General features: G+C 66.7%; 16 protein-coding genes. 10 read left to right on the top strand and 6 right to left on the bottom strand.

Annotated features, from left to right (window positions below):
• The first annotated feature begins 10 nt into the window (after positions 1–10).
• Complete coding sequence (locus QMX96_RS02440; protein ID WP_173925076.1) at positions 11–337, top strand: GlpM family protein; 327 nt, start codon at positions 11–13, stop codon at positions 335–337.
• Here QMX96_RS02440 and QMX96_RS02435 read toward each other — a convergent pair.
• Positions 334–1,326: an alpha/beta hydrolase gene (locus QMX96_RS02435; RefSeq protein ID WP_100633593.1), complete on the bottom strand. Its 993-nt coding sequence runs from the start codon at positions 1,324–1,326 to the stop codon at positions 334–336. The genes QMX96_RS02440 and QMX96_RS02435 overlap by 4 nt on opposite strands.
• 180 nt (positions 1,327–1,506) lie before the next feature.
• On the opposite strand from QMX96_RS02435, the gene metR reads away from it, so the two are divergent.
• Complete coding sequence (gene metR, locus QMX96_RS02430; protein ID WP_043861995.1) at positions 1,507–2,424, top strand: transcriptional regulator MetR; 918 nt, start codon at positions 1,507–1,509, stop codon at positions 2,422–2,424.
• Positions 2,425–2,442: 18 nt separating this feature from the next.
• Here the strand turns inward: metR and QMX96_RS02425 are convergent, their stop codons facing one another.
• Together QMX96_RS02425 and QMX96_RS02420 are read right to left on the bottom strand one after the other, a co-directional pair.
• Positions 2,443–3,087 (bottom strand): LysE family translocator, encoded by a 645-nt coding sequence (locus QMX96_RS02425; protein WP_282361135.1) that lies wholly within the window; start codon positions 3,085–3,087, stop codon positions 2,443–2,445.
• The gene (locus QMX96_RS02420) at positions 3,084–3,491 is read right to left on the bottom strand and encodes an NUDIX domain-containing protein (RefSeq protein WP_043861997.1); all 408 of its coding nucleotides are present in this window, start codon (positions 3,489–3,491) and stop codon (positions 3,084–3,086) included. The genes QMX96_RS02425 and QMX96_RS02420 overlap by 4 nt, the downstream gene beginning before the upstream one ends.
• A 136-nt stretch (positions 3,492–3,627) precedes the next feature.
• On the opposite strand from QMX96_RS02420, the gene QMX96_RS02415 reads away from it, so the two are divergent.
• The gene (locus tag QMX96_RS02415; protein ID WP_282361133.1) at positions 3,628–7,896 is read left to right on the top strand and encodes a DEAD/DEAH box helicase; all 4,269 of its coding nucleotides are present in this window, start codon (positions 3,628–3,630) and stop codon (positions 7,894–7,896) included.
• A gap of 130 nt (positions 7,897–8,026) precedes the next feature.
• Positions 8,027–9,643, top strand: a complete 1,617-nt coding sequence (locus QMX96_RS02410; protein WP_054914757.1) for an FMN-binding glutamate synthase family protein — start codon at positions 8,027–8,029, stop codon at positions 9,641–9,643.
• A gap of 96 nt (positions 9,644–9,739) precedes the next feature.
• Here QMX96_RS02410 and QMX96_RS02405 read toward each other — a convergent pair whose 3' ends face one another.
• A complete protein-coding gene (locus tag QMX96_RS02405) occupies positions 9,740–11,164 on the bottom strand; it encodes an amino acid permease (protein ID WP_043862000.1) in 1,425 nt (474 codons plus the stop codon).
• Between the two features lie 439 nt (positions 11,165–11,603).
• Here QMX96_RS02405 and QMX96_RS02400 point away from each other — a divergent pair, with 439 nt between their 5' ends.
• The 3 genes from QMX96_RS02400 to QMX96_RS02390 all read left to right on the top strand — a co-directional run bounded on the left by QMX96_RS02400 (position 11,604) and on the right by QMX96_RS02390 (position 16,250).
• Positions 11,604–14,750, top strand: coding sequence for a transglycosylase domain-containing protein (locus tag QMX96_RS02400; RefSeq protein ID WP_282361128.1), 3,147 nt, complete (start codon positions 11,604–11,606; stop codon positions 14,748–14,750).
• A gap of 166 nt (positions 14,751–14,916) precedes the next feature.
• Positions 14,917–15,489, top strand: coding sequence for a PadR family transcriptional regulator (locus QMX96_RS02395; RefSeq protein ID WP_054914759.1), 573 nt, complete (start codon positions 14,917–14,919; stop codon positions 15,487–15,489).
• Positions 15,486–16,250 carry a siderophore-interacting protein gene (locus tag QMX96_RS02390; RefSeq protein WP_043862003.1) on the top strand — a complete coding sequence of 255 codons (765 nt, stop codon included), beginning with the start codon at positions 15,486–15,488 and terminating at the stop codon, positions 16,248–16,250. The genes QMX96_RS02395 and QMX96_RS02390 overlap by 4 nt, the downstream gene beginning before the upstream one ends.
• Positions 16,251–16,260: 10 nt before the next feature.
• Here QMX96_RS02390 and QMX96_RS02385 read toward each other — a convergent pair whose 3' ends face one another.
• Positions 16,261–16,920 carry a Pr6Pr family membrane protein gene (locus QMX96_RS02385; protein ID WP_253086752.1) on the bottom strand — a complete coding sequence of 220 codons (660 nt, stop codon included), beginning with the start codon at positions 16,918–16,920 and terminating at the stop codon, positions 16,261–16,263.
• A 4-nt stretch (positions 16,921–16,924) separates the two neighbouring features.
• On the bottom strand, positions 16,925–17,146 hold the full coding sequence (locus tag QMX96_RS02380; RefSeq protein WP_043862005.1) for a VF530 family protein: 222 nt from the start codon (positions 17,144–17,146) through the stop codon (positions 16,925–16,927).
• Positions 17,147–17,343: 197 nt separating this feature from the next.
• Here QMX96_RS02380 and QMX96_RS02375 point away from each other — a divergent pair, with 197 nt between their 5' ends.
• The 3 genes from QMX96_RS02375 (at position 17,344) to QMX96_RS02365 (ending at position 23,394) form a co-directional block, all read left to right on the top strand.
• Positions 17,344–19,386 (top strand): TonB-dependent receptor, encoded by a 2,043-nt coding sequence (locus QMX96_RS02375; RefSeq protein WP_282361120.1) that lies wholly within the window; start codon positions 17,344–17,346, stop codon positions 19,384–19,386.
• A 200-nt stretch (positions 19,387–19,586) separates the two neighbouring features.
• On the top strand, positions 19,587–20,939 hold the full coding sequence (locus tag QMX96_RS02370) for a carbohydrate porin (protein WP_054914764.1): 1,353 nt from the start codon (positions 19,587–19,589) through the stop codon (positions 20,937–20,939).
• Between the two features lie 46 nt (positions 20,940–20,985).
• Positions 20,986–23,394, top strand: coding sequence for a glucose/quinate/shikimate family membrane-bound PQQ-dependent dehydrogenase (locus tag QMX96_RS02365; protein ID WP_043862008.1), 2,409 nt, complete (start codon positions 20,986–20,988; stop codon positions 23,392–23,394).
• Positions 23,395–23,478 lie beyond the last annotated feature (84 nt).

Below are 23,478 nucleotides of genomic sequence, written 5' to 3'. Positions count from 1 at the left end.
GATGGACATGATTCTCAAGGCCTGCCTGGGCGCCGTGGTGGTGCTGATCATCGCGGCCCTGGCCAAGACCCGCAATTACTACGTGGCCGGGCTGGTGCCGCTGTTTCCCACCTTTGCCCTGATTGCCCACTACATCATCGGCAAGGGCCGCTCGCTGGAGGACCTGAAGGCCACCATCGTGTTCGGCATGTGGTCGATCATCCCCTACTTCGTTTACCTGGCCGCGCTGTACGTGCTGGTCGACCGCCTGCGCCTGGAGCTGTCACTGGCGCTGGCGGCAGTGGCCTGGCTGATCGCCGCCACCGTGCTGGTCAGCGTATGGGTGCGCCTGCACTAGCGTTGGGCCAGATGGCCCAGCTCTTCGCGGTGCGCCTTCAGGTAAGGCAGTACCGCCGCCAGCAACGGGGCCTTGAACGGCTCCTGGAAGCGATGCGCCAGGCCCGGTATCAGGCGTAGCTGGCTGCCCTGGATGTGCGCGGCCAGGTGCACGCCGTGCATCACCGGCAACAGCGGGTCGGCCGTGCCGTGCACCACCAGGGCCGGTACCCGCAGGTTGTCGAGCAGCTCGACACGGCTGGGCTCGGCAAGTATGGCCATGACCTGGCGCTGCACGCCTTCGGGGTTGAAGGCCCGGTCGTAGGCGGTGGCGGCCTGCTGCAACAGGGCCTGGCGATCATCCTGCACCTGCGGGCTGCCCAGCGCGGCCAGCAGGTCGGCCTGCTGCTCCAGGGCCACCTGGCGATTCGGCGCACCGCGCCGGGCCAACTGCCGAACCAGCGCCGGCGCAGGCGCCGGCAGCCCCTGTGCACCCGAACTGGACATGATCAGGGTCAGGCTCTCGACCCGCTCGGGCGCCATCGCCGCCAGGTGCTGGGCAATCATTCCACCCATGCTCACCCCCAGCACATGAAAGCGCTGCGCGTGCAGCGCATCCATCAGCGCCAGGCCATCAGCGGCCATGTCGCTCAGGCTGTAGGGCGCCGCCACCGGCAGGCCGAGCCGGTAGCGCAGCGCCTCGACCGTCAGGTTGGCCTGGGCGGGGGGCTGGTTCCAGCGCGACAGGCCGACGTCGCGGTTGTCGTAGCGGATCACCCTGAAGCCCTGCTGGCACAGCGCAAGTACCACCTCGTCGGGCCAGTGGATCAACTGGCCGCCCAGGCCCATGACCAGCAGCAGGGCCGGGTCGCTGTCACGCCCGATGCTCTGATAGGCCAGGCTGACCGGCCCCGCCTCGGCGTATCGGATAGCTGAAGTGATGTCGCAGCGAGGCGCCGCGAACGAAGAAAAGGCGCTGCACAGCGCCACCAGAAACAGGAATGCCCGCATGAAAGAAACACCAGAGTGCAGTTCGCCAGTAAAGCGCGAGTCTGATGAAGTTCATGCCGGCGCGCTGCCACAGATCGGTGACCGTTTGATGACAACTGCCGGGCGGTCGACAGCATCGTCAACATGAGACAAACTCAACGAATTGTCTCATCCATCAAATTCTGTTCATGGAGCACCCTGGTGCTGGAAATTCGCCACCTCAAGACCCTGCACGCCCTGCGCGAAGCCGACAGCCTGGTGGAGGCCGCCGAGCGCCTGCACCTGACCCAGTCGGCGTTGTCCCACCAGTTCAAGGAACTCGAAGAACGCCTGGGCATGCAGCTGTTCACCCGCAAGACCAAGCCGATCCGCTTCACCAGCGCCGGCCTGCGCCTGCTGCAACTGGCCGACGCCACCCTGCCGCTGCTGCGCGGCGCCGAACGGGACATCGCGCGCCTGGCCGGCGGCACTGCCGGGCGCCTGCACATGGCCATCGAGTGCCACAGCTGCTTCCAGTGGCTGATGCCCACCATCGACCAGTTCCGCGATGCCTGGCCAGAGGTGGAGCTGGACCTGGCCTCGGGCTTCGCCTTCGCCCCGCTGCCGGCCCTGGCCCGTGGCGACCTGGACCTGGTGGTGACCTCCGACCCGCTGGAGCTGACCGGTATCACCTACGTGCCGCTGTTCACCTACGAGGCGATGCTGGCGGTGGCCAACCAGCACGTACTGGCCTCCAGGCCCTACGTGGTGCCGCAGGACCTGGCCACGGAAACCCTGATCACCTACCCGGTGGAACGCGACCGCCTGGACATCTTCACGCGCTTTCTGGAGCCTGCCGACATCGAGCCCGGGCAGGTGCGCACCGCCGAGCTGACGGTGATGATGATGCAGTTGGTGGCCAGCGGACGCGGGGTGTGCGGCATGCCGCACTGGGCCCTGCACGAGTACAGCTCGCGCGGCTACGTGAAGGGCAAGCGCCTGGGTGAGAAGGGCCTGTTCGCCACGCTGTACGCCGCAGTGCGCAGCGACATGCTCGATGCACCGTATATGCGCGACTTTCTGCTGACCGCCAAGGACACCTCGTTCTCAACCCTGGATGGGGTCAGTGCGGTGCGCTGAAGGTTCAAGCGGCAAGCATCAAGCCAGTTTGCGTTGTTCCTGCACCAGGCGCAGCGCAAGGGCCGCCAGCACAAAGCCCATCACGTAGCGCTGCAACATCAGCCACAGCGGGTAGCGCGCGAACCAGGCCGACAGGCCGGCGGCGAACAGTGCGATCAGCAGGTTCACGGTGAAGCTCACGCCGATCTGGGTCAGGCCCAGGCCCAGGGTCAGGCTCTGCGCCAGCACCGAGCCGTGTTCGGGCGAAATGAACTGCGGCAGCACCGACAGGTAGAACACCGCCACCTTGGGGTTCAGCACGCTGGTCAGAAACCCCATCGTCACCAGCCGCGCCGGTGAATCCGGGGCCACCTCACGGGGCTCGAACGGCGAGCGCGCACCCGGCTTGACCGCCTGCCAGGCCATCCACAGCAGGTAGCCGGCACCGGCCCAGCGCAGCAGGTCGTAACCCAGCGGCACGGCCATGAACAACGCGGTGAGGCCCACAGCTGCGGCCGTCATGTGCACCAGAAACCCGCCCACCACACCGATCAGCGACGTCACGCCGGCCATGCGGCCCTGGCAGATCGAGCGCGAGATCAGGTAGATCATGTTCGGCCCGGGGGTCAGTACCATCAGCAGCGCGGCGCCGCTGAACAGCAGCCATTCGTGCAGCGGGATCATTGCGCGGCCCGTTGCAGGTGCAGCGGCAGGATCAGGTCGCGGGTCAGCGGCGCCAGTTCGAGGTGATCCACCTGGTGGGCGTCGACCCAGCAGGCTTCCTCGATTTCCGCTGCGGGTTCAAGCGTCAGGTCGGTGTGCAACTGAAACAGCTCGGCTTGCACTTCGAAACCCGGCTCGTTGGCCGCCGGTGCGCTGAACTGGCCCAGGTACTGCGCCTGCTGCGGGTCGATGCGCAGGCCCAGCTCTTCGAACAGCTCGCGGGCCAGGGCATCCACGGGTTGCTCGTGGGGTTCGATCTTGCCGCCAGGCTGCATGAAGGCCAGGGTGCCGCGCTTGCGTACCAACAGGGTTCGGCCCTGAGCGTCGAGCAACAGGGCAGCGGCGATACGGATGGTTTTGCTCATGGTGGGCGGCTCGTGGCGGGGAAGGCGCGCTAGGATCACATGCTGGCGCAGGGCTTTCAATCTTGCCGGCGAAGCGGCCGCAGCAGCCTGACGAAAGCCCCTTGCAACCAGGGCGCAACGACCGCATAAACAGCTGATGAACCTGCCCGCCCGCAATCACCCGGTACTCGACGGCTTCCACCCCGCCGTCCGTGCCTGGTTCCAGCACCGTTTCGCCACGGTGACCGCCGCCCAGGCCCAGGCGTGGCCGCTGATCCGCAGCGGGCAATCGCTGCTGGTGGCGGCCCCCACCGGCTCCGGCAAGACCCTCACCGCGTTCCTCGCGGTCCTCGACGAACTCTTCACCCAGGCCCTGCAAGCCGGCGGCGAGCTGCCCGAACAGACGCTGGTGGTGTACGTCTCGCCGCTCAAGGCGCTGTCCAACGACATCCAGCTCAACCTGCAGGCCCCCCTGGCCGGTATCAGCGCCGAACTGGCCGCCCTCGGGCTGCCCACCCCTACCCTGCGCACCGCAGTGCGCAGCGGCGATACCCCGCAGAAGGAACGCGCGGCCATGCGCCGCCAGCCCCCGCATATCCTGGTGACCACCCCCGAGTCGCTGTACGTGCTGCTCGGCTCGACGTCCGGGCGCCAGGGCCTGGCCTCGGTGCACACGGTAATCGTCGACGAGATCCACGCCGTGGCCGGCAACAAGCGCGGCAGCCACCTGGCGTTGAGCCTGGAACGCCTGCAGGCGCTGTGCCAGCGCCCGCTGCGGCGCATCGGCCTGTCGGCCACCCAGCGTCCGATCGAGCGGGTGGCGCAGTACCTGGTGGGCCATCAGCGCCCCTGCGCCCTGGTGGATATCGGCCATGCGCGCCAGCGCGACCTGGCCATCGAGGTACCGCGCACGCCACTGGGCGCGGTGATGGCCAACGATGTGTGGGAGCTGGTCTACGATCGCCTCGCGCAACTGGCCCGCGAGCATCGCACCACCCTGGTGTTCGTCAACACCCGGCGCCTGGCCGAGCGCCTGGCGCGCCACCTGAGCGAGCGCCTGGGGCGCGAGGCGGTGGCCGCGCACCATGGCAGCCTGGCCAAGGAATTTCGCCTCGACGCCGAGCAGCGTCTCAAGCGCGGCGAGCTGCAGGTGCTGGTGGCCACCGCCTCGCTGGAGCTGGGCATCGACATCGGCGAGGTCGACCTGGTGTGCCAGATCGGCTCGCCTGGCTCGATTGCCGCGCTGCTGCAGAGGGTTGGCCGCTCCGGCCACCAGGTGGACGGCACCCCCAAGGGTCGTGTGTTCGCTACCACCCGCGACGAGCTGATCGAGTGCGTGGCCCTGCTCGACTGCGTGCGCCGTGGCGAGCTGGACGAGCTGCATATCCCCAACGCACCGCTGGACGTGCTGGCCCAGCAGATCGTCGCCGAGGTCAGTTGCCAGCCCTGGGACGAACAGGCGCTGTTTGCGTGCCTCACCCGCGCGATGCCCTACGCCAATCTCGACCAGGCACATTACCAGGCCCTGCTGCGCATGCTCGCCGAAGGCTACAGCGGGCGCCAGGGCGTGCGCGGCGCGTACCTGCACCGCGATGCGGTCAGTGCCCAGTTGCGTGGAAGGCGCGGCAGCCAGCTGGCCGCCCTGACCAGTGGCGGGGCGATACCGGACAACGCCGACTACCGCGTGCTGCTTGAACCCCAGGCCTTGAACATCGGCAGCGTGAACGAAGACTTCGCGGTGGAGAGCATCGCCGGCGACATATTCCAGCTGGGCAACGCGTCGTACCGCATCCTGCGCGTGGAGGCCGGCAAGGTACGGGTAGAGGATGCCCACGGGCAACCGCCGACCATCCCCTTCTGGCTGGGCGAGGCGCCGGGGCGCAGCGACGAGCTGTCCTTCGCGGTGGCACGCCTGCAAGCCGAAATCGACCAGCGCCTGGATACCAGCGGCGGCCAGTTGCAACCGCTGCTGACCTGGCTGCACGCCACGCTCGGGCTGAACGCGGACAGCGCCGAGCAACTGCTCGACTACCTGGCCCGCACCCGCCAGGCCCTCGGCGCCCTACCCTCGCAGGACACCCTGATCATGGAGCGCTTTTTCGATGAGTCCGGCGGTACCCAACTGATCATCCACTCGCCCTTCGGCAGCCGCATCAACCGCGCCTGGGGGCTGGCACTGCGCAAGCGCTTCTGTCGCACCTTCAATTTCGAGTTGCAGGCGGCAGCCAGCGAGGATGCGCTGATCCTGTCGCTGTCGGCCGGCCACAGTTTTGCCCTGGAAGAGGTGTGGCGCTACATTTCCAGCGCCAGTGCCGAGCACCTGCTGACCCAGGCCGTGCTCGATGCGCCGCTGTTCGGCGTGCGCTGGCGCTGGAACGCCGGGGTGTCGCTGGCACTGCCGCGCTATGCCGGCGGGCGCAAGGTCGCCCCGCAGATCCAGCGCATGAAAAGCGAAGACCTCACCGCTGCCGTGTTCCCCGACCAGCTGGCGTGCCTGGAAAACATCGTCGGCGAGCGCGAGATTCCCGACCACCCGCTGGTGGAGCAGACCCTCGACGACTGCCTGCACGAGGCGATGGATTGCGAGGGCTGGGTGAACCTGCTGCGGCGCATCGAAGACAAGCGCATCCGCCTGATCTGCCGCGACCTGCCGGCGCCTTCGCCCCTGGCGGCGGCGATCCTGAATGCACGTCCATACGCCTTTCTCGATGACGCACCGCTGGAAGAGCGGCGCACCCAGGCCGTGCTCAACCGGCGCTGGAGCGACCCGCAAAGTGCCGACGACCTGGGCGCACTGGATCCGCAGGCGATTGCCGCAGTGCGTGCCGAGGCCTGGCCGTTGCCCGGCGGCACCGACGAAATGCACGAGGCACTGATGAGCCTGGCGGCCGTGTGCGATGCCGAGGTGCAGGCCAACCCGGGCTGGCTGGCATGGCTGCAGCAACTGGCCGCCGGCGCACGCGCCTGCCACCTGAAGCTGCCGCAGGGTGGCGGCCTGTGGCTGGCCCGCGAACGCCTGCCGTGGCTGCTGGCGCTGTACCCGCAAGCGGCGCCCACCCCATTGCCCGGGTTCGATCAGCCCATCGATGCCGACAGTGCTGCCGTGGAACTGCTGCGCGCGCGCCTGAGCGGCTTCGGCCCGCTGACCAGCAGCGAGATCGGCGCGCCGCTGTGCCTGAGCCCCTCACAGGTCGAGCAGGCCATGCTGCGCCTGGAAGCCGAGGGCTATGTGATGCGCGGGCACTTCAGCCCGGGCCACACCCCTGAACAATGGTGCGAACGCCACCTGCTGGCGCGCATCCACCGCTACACGCTCAAGCGCCTGCGCCGCGAAATCGAGCCGGTCAGCCTGCAGGACTTCATGCGCTTTCTGTTCGACTGGCAGCACCTTTCGCCCGGCACCCGGCTGGAAGGCCCGGCGGCGCTGGGCGAGGCGCTGACCCAACTGGAAGGCTTCGCCGCAGCGGCCTCGGCCTGGGAAAGCGACCTGCTGCCGAGCCGGCTGCGCGACTACAGCGGGCAGTGGCTGGACGATGCCTGCCGGGCCGGCAAGTTCGTGTGGGCTCGCCTGGCCCCTTCGGGCAAGGCTGCGGCCAGTACCCTGCGCAGCACCCCTGTCGTGCTGTTGCCACGGGCGCGGCTGGGGTTGTGGCGAGCACTGGCCGCCACCGACGACGCCCCGGCACCGTCGCCCCGCGCGCAACGTGTGCTGGCCGCGCTCAGCGAGCACGGCGCACTGTTTTTCGATGAGCTGCGCGACGAGGCACGCCTGTTGCCCAGCGAGCTGGAGACAGCCCTGCAGGAACTGGTGGCGGCCGGGCAGATCAGTGCCGACAGCTTTGCCGGCCTGCGTGCACTGATCACCCCCGCCAGCAAGCGCCAGGCACGCAGCCATCGGCGCGGTCGCGGGGCATTCAGTGGCGGCATGGAGGACGCCGGGCGCTGGGCATTGCTGCGCCGCGCCGGCACGCCGGCCGAGGACGCCCTGGAACAGGTGGCCCTGACCCTGCTGCGCCGCTATGGCGTGGTGTGCTGGCGGCTGCTCGAACGCGAGGCCGACTGGCTGCCGAGCTGGCGGGACCTGCTGCGCACGTTGCACCGCCTGGAGGCGCGTGGCGAGATCCGTGGCGGTCGCTTCATCAGCGGGCTGGCCGGCGAACAGTTCGCCTTGCCCGAGGCCATCGGCGTATTGCGCGAAGTACGCAGGCGCCCGCTGGATGGCAGCCTGGTGGCGGTGAGTGCCAGCGACCCGCTGAACCTGGTGGGCACCTTGCTGCCCGGCAGCAAGGTGGCAGCGGTGAGCGGCAACCGGGTGGTGTACCGCGACGGCGTGGCGGTGGCGGCGCGGGTGGCGGGCAAGGCGCAGTACTGGGTGCAGGAGGATGCGGCGCTGCGTGAGCGGGTGGTGCGCGATGTCCATCACTGATCCCGAAGCTTTGCGGTGTGTGCAGGAGCCGGCATTGCCGGCGAAGGCCGCAACGCTGTCTTGATGGGTTCACTGGCATCCAATCCCCCATTCGATATAAGGTCTTGGATTGCCTGCAAAAGGAACCCGCATGAGCCTCTCCCTCCTCAGCCGTTATGCCTTCTTCGCCGCGTGTGTCGTGTTCACCCTCGCCAGCCTGCCGTTCCTGCACCACGACTGGCTGTGGCCCTTCACCCTGGTCACCGGCCTGCTCAGCCTGCTGGGACTGTTCGACCTGCTGCAGAGCCGCCATGCGGTGCGGCGCAACTACCCGATTCTGGGCAATATCCGCTACCTGGTGGAGGGCATCCGCCCGGAAATCCGCCAGTACCTGCTCGAATCCGACAGCGATGCGCTGCCCTTCTCCCGCGCCCAGCGCTCGCTGGTGTACTCGCGGGCCAAGAACGAAACCGCCGACAAGCCGTTCGGCACCCTGATCGACGTCTACCAGTCGGGCTTCGAGTTCATCGGCCACTCCATGCGCCCGGCACCGCTCAGCGACCCCGAGAGCTTTCGGGTGATCGTCGGCGGCCCGCAGTGCACCCAGCCCTATTCGGCCTCGGTGTTCAACATCTCGGCCATGAGCTTCGGCTCGCTCAGCGCCAACGCCATTCGCGCCCTCAACCAGGGCGCCAAGCTCGGCAACTTCGCACATGACACCGGCGAGGGCAGCATCAGCCCCTACCACCGCGAACATGGCGGCGACCTGACCTGGGAACTGGGCAGCGGCTACTTCGGCTGCCGCACCTCGGACGGTCGCTTCGACCCCGAGCGCTTCGCGCAGCAGGCCAGCAGCCCGCAGGTGCGCATGATCGAAATCAAGATGAGCCAGGGCGCCAAGCCCGGCCACGGCGGCATCCTGCCCAAGCACAAGGTGACCCAGGAAATCGCCGACACCCGCGGCATCATGATGGGCGAAGACTGCATCTCGCCGTCGCGCCACAGCGCGTTCTCCACCCCCATCGAGCTGATGCAGTTCATTGCCCAGCTGCGCGAGCTGTCCGGCGGCAAGCCGGTCGGCTTCAAGTTCTGCCTGGGCCACCCGTGGGAGTTCATGGGCATTGCCAAGGCCATGCTCGAGACCGGCATCCTGCCCGACTTCATCGTGGTCGACGGCAAGGAAGGCGGCACCGGCGCCGCGCCGGTGGAGTTCACCGACCACATCGGCGTGCCGCTGCGCGAAGGGCTGCTGTTCGTGCACAACACCCTGGTGGGGCTGAACCTGCGCGACAAGATCAAGCTGGGCGCCAGCGGCAAGATCGTCAGTGCGTTCGATATCGCCAGCGTGCTGGCCATCGGTGCCGACTGGGCCAACTCGGCGCGCGGCTTCATGTTCGCCATCGGCTGCATCCAGTCGCAAAGCTGCCATACCAACAAGTGCCCGACCGGCGTGGCCACCCAGGACGGCCTGCGCCAGCGGGCGCTGGTGGTGCCGGACAAGGCGCAGCGGGTGTTCAGCTTCCACCGCAACACGCTCAAGGCGCTGGCCGAGATGCTCGCCGCCGCCGGGCTGGATCACCCCTCGCAGCTGGAGGCCAAGCACCTGGTGCGGCGCATGTCGGCCACCGAGATCAAGCTGTTCTCGCAGCTGCACGTGTTCCTCAAGCCGGGTGAACTGCTTACCGGCGAGGTGAACGGCGAGTTCTACTCGCGGATGTGGCAGATGGCGCGGGCAGACAGTTTCGAGCCCAACGCCGAAGCGGCGTAACGGCGTTGCCGACTCCTCACCTGCAGAAGCCGGCATTGCCGGCGAAGGGGCAGTACAGCCACATAAAAACCCCGGCCTGGGCCGGGGTTGTGTACATCAGGATGCGCTGGATGCCGCCACTGCTTCACTGTCGCCCTTGGGCGCCAGCTTGAACACGTGGTACAGCACCGTCAGCATTACAAGGAACGCCGGGCCGATGAACAGCGCCACGCGGGTTTCCTCGAAGTAGGCCATCAGGCCGACCACCAGGATCAGGAACGCCAGGGCCAGGTAGGAACTCAGCGGCCACAGCCACATGCGGTACTTGAGCGCGGCCCGTTCGGCCTGGCTCAGCCCGGCGCGAAAGCGCAGTTGCGCCAGCAGGATCATCACCCAGGTCCAGATCGCGCCGAAGGTGGCGATCGAGGTCACCCACACGAAGACCTTTTCAGGTACCAGGTAGTTGGCCAGCACGCCCAACAGCAGCGCGCCGATCGACAGCAGCAGTGCATTGCGCGGCACGCCGTTGCGCGAGGTGCGCGCAAAGCTGGCCGGGGCCTGGCCGTTCTGCGCCAGGCTGTAGAGCATGCGCCCGGTACTGAAGATACCGCCGTTGCACGACGACAGCGCCGCGGTGATCACCACGAAGTTGATGATGCCGGCTGCGGTCTTGATGCCCAGGCGCTCGAAGGTCATCACGAACGGGCTGCCCTGGCTGCCGATCTCGTTCCACGGGTACAGCGACAGGATCACGAACAGCGCGCCGACGTAGAACAGCAGGATGCGCCAGAACACCGAGCCGATGGCCTGCGGGATGGTCTTTTGCGGGTTGCGCGCTTCACCGGCGGTAAGGCCGATCATCTCCACGCCCAGGTAGGCGAACATCACCATCTGCAGCGACATCAGCACGCCGGTCACGCCGTTGGGCATGAAGCCGCCGTGACTCCACAGGTTGGAGATGCCCAGCGCCACACCGTCGTTGCCGAAGCCGAAGGCGATCACGCCGATGCCGCCCAGCACCATGGCGATGATGGTCACGATCTTGATCAGGGCGAACCAGAATTCGAACTCGCCGAAGGCCTTCACCGCCACCAGGTTGATCGCGCCCATGCTCCCCAGCGCCGCCAGGGCCCAGATCCAGCGCGGTACGTCCGGGAACCAGATGCCCATGTAGATGGCCACCGCGGTGATCTCGGCGACACAGGTCACCAGCCACAGGAACCAGTAGTTCCAGCCGGTCAGAAAGCCCGCCAGCGGGCCCAGGTAGTCTTGTGCGTAGCGGCTGAAGGACCCGGCCACCGGGTTGTGCACGGCCATCTCGCCCAGCGCGCGCATGATCACCAGGATCGCCAGGCCGCCGATGATGTAGGACAGCATGATCGCCGGCCCGGCCATTTCGATGGCCTTGGCCGAACCGAGGAACAGCCCGACACCGATACAGGCGCCCAGCGCCATCAGGCGAATGTGACGTTCGCCGAGTTCCCGCTTGAGTGGGCCGCCCTGGGCGGTCTCACCATGAGAAGGGTGGTTGCCGACTGGCATAGGAATACAACCTCATTTTGTTATTGGATATAACCCTTCGTGCAGGCTGTACAGCGCCGATAGGCTGCTGTTTCGCCGCGCCGGGCTCACCTTGTGGGCAAGCACGTCGACCGGGGCGCGGAGCACCGGCCGAGCGAAAGGGGCGAGCAGTATAGGAAGGCCGCTACAGGGCTTTTCACTATATAAACCCCGATATTTGGCGAGAACTCTCGGCAATTACCGCTTATTCGGAGTGGCATTACCCGCGCTTGGCCGTGCGGGTGTCAACCGGGCGGCTAACATAGCACCAAAACGGGGCAACACAACCTTGCACCAAAGGCGCATGTTCGCGCCGTGATTGGCGAACCTGCCGCTGGCAACCCACAAATTTTTCATCAATTGCGACCAGCGTCTAAGCTTCAGGCAAGCGAGACGAACATACGCAGCCGGGCTGAACACTATGGGCGCACAGTGGCAAACGGAACCAGACAAGACGCAGGCTGCCGCAGAACAACCGGATACTCCCGCATTGCCCAAACGTCCCCGCCGGCGCTATGGCTGGTGGCTGTTCGGCCTGCTGGTGCTGGGGGCCCTGGTACTGCTGGGCCTGGCGATCGCCCGTGAAATGCACACCTCGCGCCTGCAGGCGCGCGAGTTCAGCCAGTTCGCCGCCACCCTGAGCTATTCGATGCACAAGGGCCCCAGCGATGCCGTCATCTACCCGGGCGAAGGCCCGTTCGACAAGCGCCTGGGCTACAGCGCGCTGGGCGAGTTCCTGCCGCGGCTGTTCAAGCGCGATTACGTGATCGTCGAGCAGGCGCGTTTTTCGCCGGCGCTGATGAACTATGTGCAGCACGGGTTCTTCGTGCCCTATACCGAGAAGATCCAGGCCGGCCTGTCGATCACCGACTGCAAGGGCGACGCGCTGTACCAGTTCCATTACCCGCAGCACCTGTACCCGGATTTCGCCTCGATCCCGCCGGTGATCGTGCACAGCCTGCTGTTCATCGAGAACCGCGACCTGCTCGACCCCGCCGATCCGCGCAGCAACCCGGCGGTGGACTGGCCGCGCTTCGCCATGGCCGCCTACAGTCAGGTCGCCAAGCACCTGGCCCTGCCCGGCCAGTCGGCCGGCGGCAGCACGCTGGCCACGCAGCTGGAAAAATACCGCCACTCCCCCGATGGCCTCACGGTGTCGGGCAGCGAGAAACTGCGCCAGATGATTTCGGCCAGCGTGCGCGCCTACCAGGACGGGCCGCAGACCCTGGGCGCACGCCAGCGCATCGTGCGCGACTACCTCAACAGCGTGCCGCTGTCGGCGGTGCCCGGCCACGGCGAAGTGCACGGCATGGCCGAGGGCCTGCGGGTGTGGTACGGCGCCGACTTTGCCGAGGTCAACAAGACCCTGGCCAGTACCGACAGCGACCCGGCCAGCCTGGCCGCGCGTGGCCTGGCACTGCGCCAGGTGCTGTCGCTGATGATTGCCCAGCGCCGCCCGTCGCACTTTCTGTCCAAGGGTCGCAACGAACTGGCCACCCTCACCGACAGCCACGTGCGCCTGCTGGCCGCCAACAACATCATCGACCGCCCGCTGGCCGATGCCGCGCTGGCAAGCAAGGTGGTGTTTCGCGACTGGGTGGCGCAGCCGACCATCGTGCCCATCGTCACCAACAAGGGCATCAGCGTGGCCCGCAGCCGCTTGTCGTCGGCGCTGGGGCGCCCGCTGTACGACCTGGACCGCCTCGACCTGTCGGCCACCAGCACGCTGCAGGCCGACCTGCAGGGGCAGGTCAGCGAGTACCTCAAGAGCCTCGCCGACCCGGCCTTTGCGGCGCAGATGGGGCTGATCGGCGAACGCCTGCTGACCCCCACCAGCACCACCCAGGTGCGCTACAGCTTCACCCTGCTGGAACGCACCGCCGACGGCTCGCGGGTACGGGTACAGACCGACAGCACCGACCAGCCGTTCGACATCAACGAGGGCAGCAAGCTTGAGCTGGGCTCCACCGCCAAGTTGCGGGTGCTGACCCAGTACCTGGAAATCATCGCCGAGCTGCACGACAAGTACGTCGACATGACCCCGGCCCAGTTGAGCAAGGTGGAGGTGGCCGACACCGACTTCATCAGCCGCTGGGCCCTGGATTACCTGGCCCGCAACAAGGACCGCAACATCACCGCGATGCTCGACGCGGCGCTGGAGCGCAAGTATTCGGCCAGCCCCGGCGAAGCCTTTTTCACCGGCGGCGGCATGCATGTGTTCAACAACTTTCGCCGCGAGGACAACGGCCGCATGCCGACCCTCAAGGATGCCCTGCGCGAGTCGATCAACCTGCCCTTCATTCGCCTGATGCGCGACCTGGTGCGCTACAGCACCTATTCGGCACCGGGCAACAGCGGCAAGTTGCTCAAGGACGATGCCGAGCCGCGGCGCCAGGAGTACCTTGCCCGCTTCGCCGACCGCGAGGGCACCGACTTCATGCGCCGGTTCTGGAAGAAGTACCAGCGCAAGACCTCGCAGGAACGCCTGGACACCTTTCTCGACAGCCTGCGGGTCACGCCGATCCGCCTGGCCGCCGTGCACCGCTACCTGTTCCCCGAGGCCGACCAGGCCACCTTCAACGCCTTCGTGCGCGCGCACATGAAGGCCGAGCCAGGGGCGGCCAAGCGGCCACCGCTGAAAAAGGACCAACTGACCGACCAGCGTCTGGAAGGCCTGTATGCCGCCTACGGCCCGGGCACCTACGACCTGCCCGACCAGGGCTACATCGCCCGGGTGCACCCGCTGGACCTGTGGCTGCTGGGCTACCTGCTGAAGAACCCCACCGCAAGCTTTCAGGACGCGGTGCTGGCCAGCCATTTCGAACGCCAGGAAGTCTACAGCTGGCTGTTCAAGAGCCGGCACAAGGGCGCCCGTGACAGCCGTATCCGTACCATGGTCGAGATCGAGGCGTTCCTCGACATTCACCAGCGCTGGAAGCGCGTGGGCTACCCGTTCGATCACCTGGTGCCATCGCTGGCCACCGCCATCGGCAGCTCGGGCGACCGCCCGGCGGCGCTGGCCGAGCTGGTGGGCATCATCCAGAACGACGGCGTGCGCCTGCCGGTGCTGCGTATCGACACCCTGCACTTTGCCGCCGACACGCCCTATGAACTGCGCCTGGCCGGTGACCCGGACCGGGGCCAGCGGGTGCTGTCGGTGGAAGTGGCGCGGGCCCTGCGCGGGGCCATGTCGCAGGTGGTGGACGCCGGTACGGCACGACGGGTGTCGGGGAGCTTCAAGCTGCCCGATGGCACCCTGCTGACCATGGGCGGCAAGACCGGCACCGGGGACAACCGCATCGAGAGCTTCGGTGCTGGCGGGCGGCTGATCGGTTCGCGTTCGTTGAACCGCACCGCGACGTTCGTGTTCTTTCTGGGCGACAACCATTTCGGCACCTTGACGGCGTTCGTGCCGGGGCGCGCGGCCGAGGCATTCAAGTTCACCTCGGCGTTGCCGGTGCAGGTGCTCAAGGGCATGGCGCCGATACTGCTGCCATACCTGCAGCCGGGGGGCAACACGTTGTGCACGCCGCCGCTGGTGGCAACGCAAGACCTTTCGACGCCCTGACGCCATTCGCCCGCCTGCAGCAACCACACGCTTGCGTGCAGGAGCCGGCCTTGCCGGCGAAACAGATCAGCGCCAAATGCGAAAAATAATCATCTCCATGTCTTGCGTTAAGATATATCTTGAGTAATATCTTTAGATACATCGAAACGCAGACAGGAGACAGTCCATGCGTGACCATCACCCACCCCACCGCGACAGCGGCGAGCGCCATGACGGCTTCGAGCGCCGGCACGGCCGTGAACGCGGCGACCGTGGCCCCCGCGTGTTCGCCCCCGGCGATCTCAAGTTGCTGCTGCTGGCCATGCTTTCGGAAAAGCCCGGGCACGGCTACGACCTGATCCGCCAGATCGAGGCCGAGTTCGACGGCGGCTACAGCCCCAGCCCCGGCGTGATCTACCCGACCCTGACCTTTCTCGAAGAGAGCGAGCTGATCAGCGGCGAAGTCCACGGCAGCAAGAAGCTCTACAGCGTCACCGACGCCGGGCGCCAGTCGCTGGTCGACCAGGCCATCGCCCTGGACGGCGTGCGCACGCGCATCGAGGTGAGCAAGCGCTCGATGCGCGTGCACGACCGTCCGCCGGAAATCCACGAAGCCGTCCACAACCTGCGCCATGCCTTGCAGATCCACGCCGGGCGCTGGAACCCCGCAGAGATCGAGCGGGTACGCACCCTGCTCAACGACACCGCAAAAGCCATCGTTGCCGGCCCGGCAACCCCCACCCAGGAGACTTCCGAATGACGGACAGCCCCAACCTTTCGATCCATCGCGTCAACCACGAGATCAAGCGCCGCCGCCTCGAGGTACTGCGCGTGACCGAGCTGACCCCGCGCATGCGCCGCATCACCCTCGGCGGCGCCGAGCTGCAGGGCTTTCTCAGCGTCGGCAGCGACGACCACGTCAAACTCATGTTCGCCTGCTCCCCCGAAGAACAGGTGGCCCTGGACAACCCCGGCGCCACCGACGTGCGACCGACCATGCGCGAGTACACCCCGCGGCGCATCGACCTGGCCGCCGGCGAGCTGGACCTGGACTTCGTGCTGCACGGCGATGGCCCCGCCTCCACCTGGGCGGCCCAGGCCGAACCCGGCCATTACCTGCATATCGCCGGGCCACGCGCCTCGCTGGTGGTGCCGGACATCTTCGACAGCTACCTGCTGGTGGGCGATGAAACCGCCATCCCGGCCATCGGCCGCCGGCTCGAAGAGTTGCCAGCCGGACGCAAGGTGCTGGCGGTGATCGAAATCGAGGACGACCAGGAACGCCAGCCGCTGCCCAGCGCGGCGCAGGTCGAGGTGATCTGGGTACGGCGCCACCAGCAGGACGTGCTGCAGGTGTTGCGCGACCTGAGCCTGCCGTCGGGCACGCTGTATGCCTGGGTTGCCCTGGAAAAGGCGCTGACGCGCAAGGCCAAGAGCCTGCTGCTGGAAGAGAAAGGCGTGAACGAGGCGTACCTCAAGGCGGCCGCCTACTGGCGACTGGACCCCAACGACGAGGAATAAGCGTCGACCTTCAGGGTTGCGCCTGGGCCCGTGCCAGGCGCCTGCCCTGCCAGCGGTCGAGGACGATCAGCAGCACGCCGACCAGAATGAAGCCCCCCAGCATGGCCAGCGCATTGAGCAGCACCTGCGCATAGCCCAGGCTCGCCACATCGACGAACGGGTACGGATAGAAACCGATACCGTGACCGCGCGCCAGCACATACGCAAAGTACCCCAGCGGATACACCAGCCAGCCCAGCAGGTGGGTGAAACGCAACTGCCCCTTGGGCACGCACCACCACCAGTACAGCGCATAGGCCGCCGGCATCACGTCGTGCAGCAGCTCATCGGCCAGCCACTGCCAGCCCTGCGGTTGCCACAGGTGACGCAGCAACAGGCTGTAGGCCAGCGCCACGAACACGATGCTCACCGCCACCCCGGAACTCACCCAGGGCGACAGCCACCAGCGCCGCGCCGCCGATTCACGGCCAAAGGCCGCCTGGGTCAGCACCGTGGCCACCAGGGTATTGCTCAACACCGTGAAATAACCGAACAGATTCACCAGCCCGCCCAGCAGGCTGGCCTGATCCTGCCAGCGCGCCAGCAGCACCAGATACAGCTGGATGGTCAACGCCGCCCAGCCAAGGCCCGCCAGCAGGCCGATGCCCATGCGACGGTCAGCCACCGGCATCGGCTCAGCGACCGCGTTGCAGCTTCAGGTACAGGCGCTCGACCTTCTCCCGCGCCCAGGGCGTCTTGCGCAGGAAGGTCAGGCTCGACTTGATGCTCGGGTCACTCTTGAAGCAGCGGATATCGATGCGCTGCGCCAGCCCTTCCCATTGGTAGTGCGCCACCAGCGCGGTGAGGATCTGTTCCAGTGTCACGCCATGCAGCGGGTTGTTGTCAGCGGCAGTCATGCCTGTGCTCCAGCCAAACGAAGGTGCGCACCTTAGCCCAGGTGCGGCGGCGCGTCAGCACCTGGTGCGGCCTTTCTCGATCAAGGGCACCTGAGGTGATTCTAGTGACCGCGAAGGCTCTGGACAGCACCTTGGCATTTATTGTTTTACGGTAATGTTATATTGTAACCAAAACGATAACTGCCAAGGACCCCACCATGCGTCACCTGCCGCTCCACCTCTCCCCCCTTGCCGCCGCACTGTGGCTGGCCTCGCTGCCCAGCCACGCGGTTGAACTGCAACCCCAGGTCATCACCGCCAACCCGTTGGGCACCCCGCTGGCAGCCCCCAGCAGCGTGCTCGAAGGCGACACATTGACCCTGCAGCAAAAGGGCAGCCTGGGCGAAACCCTGAACACCCAGCCCGGCGTCGCCTCCACCTGGTTCGGCCCGGGCGCCAGCCGCCCGGTGATCCGCGGCCTGGACGGCGACCGGATCCGTATCCTGCGCAACGGCGTGGGTGCACTGGATGCCTCTTCGCTGTCGTACGACCACGCCGTGCCACTGGACCCGGTGACCGTCGAGCGCGTCGAGATCGTGCGCGGCCCGGCCGCCCTGCTCTACGGTGGCAATGCCATCGGCGGGGTGGTCAACACCTTCGACAACCGCATCCCCGACGCGCCGGTGCAAGGCATTCATGGTGCCGGCGAGCTGCGCTACGGGGGCGCCGACACCACCCGCAGCAGTGCGGGCAAGCTGGAAGCCGGCGATGGCCGCTTCGCCCTGCACCTGGACGCCAACAGCCGCCAGTTCAACGATTTGCGCATCCCCGGCTACGCCCGCAGTTCGAAGGTGCGCGATTCCGACGAACCCGGCGGCAAGCATCGCCTGGAAAACAGCGACGGGCGCCAGGACGGTGGTGCCGTCGGCGGTTCGTACAACTGGGAACACGGTTACGCGGGCCTGTCCTACAGCCGCTACGATGCCAACTACGGTTCGGTGGCCGAGCCCGGCGTGCGTCTGGCCATGGAACAGGACCACTACGCCTTTGCCTCCGAACTGCGCGACCTCGACGGCCCGTTCAGCTCGCTCAAGTTCGACGCCGGCTACACCGACTACAAGCATCAGGAGCTGGAAGGCGGCGAGGTGCATACCACCTTCAAGAACAAGGGCTACGAGGCCCGCGTCGAGGCTCGGCACCAGCCGCTGGGGCCGGTGGAAGGCGTGATCGGCGCCCAGGTCACCCGCAACGAGTTCTCGGCGTTGGGCGAAGAAGCCTTCGTGCCGCAGACCGATACCGACAGCCTGGCGCTGTTCGTGCTCGAACAGTGGAAGGCCACCGACCGCCTCGACCTGAGCCTGGGCGCACGCCTGGAGCACACCCGGGTCGACCCCGACAGCCAGGGCAGCGAACGTTTCGCCCAAGCCGACAGCGCCAGCAGCTTCACCGCCGCCAGCCTGTCCTCGGGTGCGGTGTACCAGTTGACCCCGGTGTGGTCGCTGGCCGCCAGCCTGGGCTACACCGAACGTGCACCGACCTTCTACGAGCTGTATGCCAATGGCGCTCACGTCGCCACCGGCACCTACGAGGTGGGCGACCCGGGGCTTTCGAAGGAGAAGGCGATCTCCAGCGACCTGGCCCTGCGTTTCGACAACGGCACGCACAAGGGCAGCGTGGGCGTGTTCTACAGCCATTTCCGCAACTACATCGGCCTGCTGGCCAGCGGCAACCTGCGCGAAGGGCATGATCACGATCACGGGGATGACGATCACGACCATGATCACGAGCATGGCGACGTGCCCGAATACCTCTATCACGGCGTGCGCGCCCGCTTCTATGGCCTCGAAGCCCAGGACCGCTGGCAACTGCTGGAAAACGCCTACGGCAGCTTCGCCCTGGAACTGTCTGGCGACTACACCCGCGCCAAGAACCTGGATACCGGCGAAGACCTGCCTCGCATTGCCCCGCTGCGCCTGAACAGCGGCCTGACCTGGAACCTTGAACGCTGGCAGGCACGGGTCGACGTGCAGCATGCCAGCAGCCAGCATCGCAAGCCGGCCAATGAAACCAGCACCGACGGCTACACCACCCTGGGGGCCAGCGTGGGCTATCGCTTCGAGATCGGCCAGAGTGAATGGCTGGCCTTCGTGCGCGGCGAAAACCTCACCGATCAGACCGTACGCTATGCCAGTTCGATCCTGCGCGACATCGCCCCAGCGCCGGGTCGCAGCGTCCAGGTAGGCCTGCGAACTACCTTCTGAACCCACACCGTTGCCGGATTGTTACCCATCCGGCAACGGTCACTCTTGCTGATCCGGCTTTTTTTCCGGCACGTTCGCCTATATCCTCCCCGCCTCAAGCTGAACCGCTTCACCTATTCCTGATACTGCCTTGCCCTCGACGATGCCTGCATCTCGGGCAATTTGCCGTTCTTCCAACAATCAAAAGACAGCGCTATCTCATGCATCAGTTCCATCATCTGCCCCCCGCCGCCGCGACCTTGCTGGCAGGCCTGGCCGCCAGCACCCTGGCCTGCAGCCTGCAGGCCGCCCCCCTCTTGGACGGCGACTCGCCCTGGATGCTCGGCGACTGGGGCGGCACACGCTCGGCGCTGGCCGAGCGCGGCTACGACTTCACTCTGGGCTACACCGGGGAGATGGGCAGCAACCTGCACGGTGGCCACGACCACAGCAACACCGCCCGCTACAGCGACCAGTTCAGCCTGGGCAGCCACCTGGACCTGCAGAAGATCCTCGGCTGGCAGGGCGCCGAATTCCAGTTGACCGTGACCGAGCGCCACGGCAACAACATCAGCAACGATCGCATCAACGATCCGCGGGTGGGCGGCTTCACCTCGGCCCAGGAAGTCTGGGGCCGTGGCCAGACCTGGCGGCTGACCCAGATGTGGTTCAAGCAGACGTACCTGGACGGCGACCTCGACGTGAAGGTCGGGCGCTTCGGCCAGGGCGAGGACTTCAACAGCTTCCCCTGCGACTTCCAGAACCTGGCCTTCTGCGGCTCGCAGGTGGGCAACTGGGCCGGCAGCATCTGGTACAACTGGCCGGTGAGCCAGTGGGCCCTGCGCGTCAAGTACCACCTAACGCCGGAACTCTACGCCCAGGTCGGTGCCTACGAACAGAACCCCTCCAACCTCGAGCGCCAGAACGGCTTCAAGCTCAGCGGCAGCGGCACCCAGGGCGCGGTACTGCCGGTGGAACTGGTGTGGACGCCGGCCATCGACGGCCTCAAAGGGGAATATCGCGCCGGTTACTACTACAGTAGTGCCAAGGCACAAGATGTTTACAAGGACGGCAACGGCCAACCGGCAGCCCTCAGTGGCCAGGACTATCGCAGCAGCTCGAGCAAGCACGGGTTCTGGTTGGGGGCACAGCAGCAGGTGACGTCGTTGGCCAGCGATCACTCACGTGGCCTGAGCGTTTTTGCCAATGCCACGCTGCACGACAAGAAGACCAATGCCATCGACAACTATGTTCAGGCAGGTGTGGTTTACAAAGGGCTGTTCGATGCCCGCGCCAAGGACGACATCGGCTTCGCCCTCGCTCGCGTGCACGTCAACCCGGCCTATCGCAGGAACGCCGAGGCCCGCAACCGCGCCAATGCCCTCTTCGACTACGACAACCCCGCCTTCCTGCCCGTCCAGGACACCGAGTACAGCGCCGAGCTGTATTACGGCATCCACCTGGCCCAGTGGCTGACCGTGCGCCCGAACCTGCAGTACATCCGCCACCCGGGCGGGGTCGGGCACGTGGACGACGCACTGATCGGCGGCCTCAAGATCCAGAGCAGCTTCTGAACGGGCCCTGCGGCTCGAACCTTTTCACCTTGATGGAGAACACACGATGAGCACTGATGGTGCCTTGAGTAGAACCCGCTGGCTGCCGAGACTGCTCGGCGTGCTGCTGTTGCTGATGGGGCTGGCGCTGCTGGCCGGCGGTATCAAGCTGAGCCAGCTCGGCGGCTCGCTGTATTACCTGATCGCCGGTATCGGCTTTGCCCTGTCGGGCGTGCTGCTGCTGGCACTGCGCCGCACCGCGCTGGGCCTGTACGGCCTGGTGCTGCTGGGTAGCACCCTGTGGGCATTGTGGGAGGTCGGCCTGGACTGGTGGCAACTGGTACCGCGCCTGTCGCTGTGGTTCGCCCTGGGCGTGGTGTTGCTGCTGCCGTGGGCACGCCGCCCGCTGCTGGGCCAGCCCGGCAAGCTCAACACCGGCCTGCTGAGCCTGGCGGTGGTGCTGTCGGGCGCCACCGCAGTGGCGAGCCAGTTCACCTTCCCGGGTGAAATCAAGGGCGAGCTGGGCCGCGACAGCACCGAGCTGAGCAGCACCGCGCCGGCCATGCCCGATGGCGACTGGCAGGCCTACGGGCGCACCGAGTTCGGTGACCGCTACTCGCCGCTGCGCCAGATCACCCCGAACAACGTGCACAAGCTCGAGGAGGCCTGGCGCATTCGCACCGGCGACCTGCCGACCAGCGATGACCCGGTCGAGCTGACCAACGAGAACACCCCGCTCAAGGTCAATGGCAAGCTGTATGCCTGCACCGCGCACAGCAAGGTGCTGGCTCTGGACCCGGATACCGGTGCCGAGATCTGGCGCTTCGATCCGCAGATCAAGAGCCCGGTGGGCTTCAAGGGCTTTGCCCACATGACCTGCCGTGGCGTGTCGTACTACGACGAAAACAACTACGTGAACATGGACGGCGCCCCTGCGCCGAAAATCTCCGAAGCCGGCCAGGCCGTGGTGCGCAGCTGCCCGCGTCGCCTGTACCTGCCCACCGCCGATGCGCGCCTGATCGCGATCAACGCCGACACCGGCAAGGTCTGCGAAGGCTTCGGCAACCAGGGCGTGGTCGACCTGACCCAGGGCATCGGCCCGTTCACCGCCGGTGGCTACTACTCCACCTCGCCTGCTGCGATCACTCGCGAGCTGGTGATCATCGGTGGCCACGTCACCGACAACGAGTCCACCAACGAGCCCTCAGGCGTGATCCGTGCCTACGACGTGCATGACGGTCGTCTGGTCTGGAACTGGGACAGCGACAACCCGGACGAGACCGCGCCGCTGGCACCGGGCAAGACCTACAGCCGCAACTCGGCCAACATGTGGTCGCTGGCCAGCGTCGACGAGAAGCTGGGCATGGTGTACCTGCCACTGGGCAACCAGACCCCTGACCAGTGGGGCGCCGACCGCACCCCAGGTGCCGAGAAGTTCAGTGCCGGCATCGTCGCCCTGGACCTGGCCACCGGCAAGGTACGCTGGAACTACCAGTTCACCCACCACGACCTGTGGGACATGGACGTCGGCAGCCAGCCGACCCTGCTCGACCTGAAGACCGCCGACGGCGTCAAACCTGCGCTGATCGCACCGACCAAGCAGGGCAGCCTGTACGTGCTCGACCGTCGTGACGGCAGTGCCATCGTGCCGATCCGCGAGATCCCGGCGCCCCAGGGCGCGGTCAAGGGCGACCACACCGCACCGACCCAGGCCCGCTCGGACCTGAACCTGCTGGGCCCGGACCTGACCGAGGCGGCCATGTGGGGCGCCAGCCCGTTCGATCAGATGCTGTGCCGTATCCAGTTCCGCGAACTGCGCTACGAGGGCCAGTACACCCCGCCGTCGGAGCAGGGCAGCCTGATCTACCCGGGCAACGTGGGCGTGTTCAACTGGGGCGGCGTGTCGGTCGACCCCGTGCGTCAGCTGCTGTTCACCAGCCCCAACTACATGGCCTTCGTGTCGAAGATGGTGCCGCGTGCCGAAGTGGCCGAGGGCAGCAAGCGCGAAAGCGAGACCAGCGGCGTGCAGCCCAACACCGGCGCACCTTACGCGGTGATCATGCACCCGTTCATGTCGCCCCTGGGCGTACCGTGCCAGGCCCCGGCCTGGGGCTATGTGGCCGGTATCGACCTGACCACCAACAAGGTGGTGTGGAAGCACAAGAACGGCACCAGCCGCGACAGCTCGCCGATTCCGATCGGCCTGCCGGTGGGTGTACCGAGCATGGGCGGCTCGATGGTGACAGCCGGCGGCCTGGGCTTTTTGAGCGGCACCCTGGACCAGTACCTGCGTGCGTATGACGTGAACACCGGCAAGGAGCTGTGGAAATCGCGCCTGCCGGCTGGCGGCCAGGCCACGCCGATGACCTACACCGGCAAGGATGGCCAGCAGTACGTGCTGGTGATGGCTGGCGGGCACGGTTCGCTGGGCACAAAGATGGGCGATTACGTGATCGCCTACAAACTGGCGCAGTGATCGACCGCTGAACCTGGGCTGCCGTGCAGCCCTTCGCCGGCAAGGCCGGCGCCTGCAGGACCATGTGACAGCATGGCCCTGCAG

Origin of the sequence: Pseudomonas sp. PS01300 (assembly GCF_029960155.1) — a bacterium.
GTDB classification, from domain to species: domain Bacteria; phylum Pseudomonadota; class Gammaproteobacteria; order Pseudomonadales; family Pseudomonadaceae; genus Aquipseudomonas; species Aquipseudomonas palmensis.
This window is presented reverse-complemented; position numbering and strand designations above follow the sequence as displayed.

What these genes read in the sequence shown, in the direction of transcription:
- QMX96_RS02400 (WP_282361128.1), top strand. Translation starts at nt 11,604, where the DNA reads ATGGGCGCACAGTGGCAAACGGAACCAGACAAGACGCAGGCTGCCGCA.
- QMX96_RS02365 (WP_043862008.1), top strand. Translation starts at nt 20,986, where the DNA reads ATGAGCACTGATGGTGCCTTGAGTAGAACCCGCTGGCTGCCGAGACTG.
- QMX96_RS02405 (WP_043862000.1), bottom strand. Translation starts at nt 11,164, where the DNA reads ATGCCAGTCGGCAACCACCCTTCTCATGGTGAGACCGCCCAGGGCGGC.
- QMX96_RS02380 (WP_043862005.1), bottom strand. Translation starts at nt 17,146, where the DNA reads ATGACTGCCGCTGACAACAACCCGCTGCATGGCGTGACACTGGAACAG.
- QMX96_RS02370 (WP_054914764.1), top strand. Translation starts at nt 19,587, where the DNA reads ATGCATCAGTTCCATCATCTGCCCCCCGCCGCCGCGACCTTGCTGGCA.
- QMX96_RS02415 (WP_282361133.1), top strand. Translation starts at nt 3,628, where the DNA reads ATGAACCTGCCCGCCCGCAATCACCCGGTACTCGACGGCTTCCACCCC.
- QMX96_RS02395 (WP_054914759.1), top strand. Translation starts at nt 14,917, where the DNA reads ATGCGTGACCATCACCCACCCCACCGCGACAGCGGCGAGCGCCATGAC.
- QMX96_RS02420 (WP_043861997.1), bottom strand. Translation starts at nt 3,491, where the DNA reads ATGAGCAAAACCATCCGTATCGCCGCTGCCCTGTTGCTCGACGCTCAG.
- QMX96_RS02390 (WP_043862003.1), top strand. Translation starts at nt 15,486, where the DNA reads ATGACGGACAGCCCCAACCTTTCGATCCATCGCGTCAACCACGAGATC.
- QMX96_RS02385 (WP_253086752.1), bottom strand. Translation starts at nt 16,920, where the DNA reads ATGCCGGTGGCTGACCGTCGCATGGGCATCGGCCTGCTGGCGGGCCTT.
- QMX96_RS02410 (WP_054914757.1), top strand. Translation starts at nt 8,027, where the DNA reads ATGAGCCTCTCCCTCCTCAGCCGTTATGCCTTCTTCGCCGCGTGTGTC.
- QMX96_RS02375 (WP_282361120.1), top strand. Translation starts at nt 17,344, where the DNA reads ATGCGTCACCTGCCGCTCCACCTCTCCCCCCTTGCCGCCGCACTGTGG.
- QMX96_RS02425 (WP_282361135.1), bottom strand. Translation starts at nt 3,087, where the DNA reads ATGATCCCGCTGCACGAATGGCTGCTGTTCAGCGGCGCCGCGCTGCTG.
- QMX96_RS02435 (WP_100633593.1), bottom strand. Translation starts at nt 1,326, where the DNA reads ATGCGGGCATTCCTGTTTCTGGTGGCGCTGTGCAGCGCCTTTTCTTCG.